This is a genomic window from Micrococcus sp. HMSC31B01 (assembly GCF_001816085.1).
Lineage (GTDB): Bacteria > Actinomycetota > Actinomycetes > Actinomycetales > Micrococcaceae > Micrococcus > Micrococcus luteus.
Window position 1 is genome coordinate 1 of record NZ_KV824939.1, and the last position, 1053, is coordinate 1053.

Annotated in this window: 1 protein-coding gene and 1 pseudogene; one reads left to right on the top strand and one right to left on the bottom strand. The window is 74.5% G+C overall.

Annotation, left to right across the window (positions count from 1 at the left end):
* Positions 1–617, bottom strand: a 617-nt coding sequence (locus HMPREF3105_RS01830) for an exodeoxyribonuclease VII large subunit (RefSeq protein ID WP_168167979.1), incomplete at its 3' end; no start/stop codon positions are given.
* Positions 618–805: 188 nt separating this feature from the next.
* Here HMPREF3105_RS01830 and HMPREF3105_RS01835 point away from each other — a divergent pair.
* Positions 806–1053: pseudogene (locus HMPREF3105_RS01835) on the top strand (hypothetical protein); the annotation flags it as partial.

A 1053-nucleotide genomic window follows, 5' to 3' on the forward strand; every position in this document is an offset into this window, starting at 1 on the left:
TGCCGAGGGGCCTCGGCGCCCTGCACGGCGACCTCACGGATCTCGAACTCGGCGGCGGGCCAGCGCAGCAGGGAGTTGCGCAGCACGTCCTTCTTCGCGTCCGAGTCGCGGCCGGTGATGAGCCCGATCCGGTGGGGGAGCAGGGGCAGGGGCCGTTTGCGCGCGGGGGAGGTCAGCCCCTCCTCGGCGAGGGCCCGGCGCAGCAGCTCCACGCGGGCCAGCAGATCGCCGAGGCCGACCGGGCGCATCTCCTGCACGTTCATGGACAGGCGCCCGGCCTTGAGCCAGAAGTTCGGCTTCACGCGCGCCACCACGCGGGAGCCCTGCTGGACGCTCCCGTCCAGGGTCATGGCGACGTTCCGCCAGGCGGTGAGCGGCAGGGAGACCTCCTCCTCGAGGTCCCGCATGGTCATGTAGACGTTGCCGCGGTTGTTCTTGAACTCGATCAGCTGGCCCTCGATCCACGTGGCGGGGGCGCGCTCGATGTGGGCCTTGAGGTTCTCGGAGAGCCGCCGCAGGGGCCACGGCCGCTCAGCGGAGGTCTCGCCCGCGCGGGCGGGTGCTGAGACGGGCACGTCCGTTGCCGCCGAGGCGCCCTCGGTCACGGGCTGGTCCATCCGGGTCCCTCCTGTCCGGGCCCGGTCCGCCCGGGCACGGGCCCACCGTACCGCCCTCGCCGGACGCGCAAGACGGCGCCCGGGCGTCCTCCGGGGCCGCCGCCGACCCGGTCGGGGCGCTCAGACCGGGGAACCTCCGGCCAGGATCGGTACGCTCGACGGGGTCGGAACGGAATGGAAAGGACCTCATGCGCACCACCCTCAGCTTCCTCGTCGCAGCCCTGGCGGGCCTGCTGGCGGTGTTCGCGACGGCCGGCGCCCTCGTCGACGAGGCGACGCACCGCCCGGAGCTGCTGCGCGGGGTGACGGAGCAGGTCGCGGTGGACCCCGAGGTCCGCGCCGCCGTGCCGGGGGTGATCGACGACGTCGTGCACGACGCCGTCCCGGAGCAGGTGCCGGGCCCGCTGGCCCAGACGGCCGAGGACCTGCTGCGCCC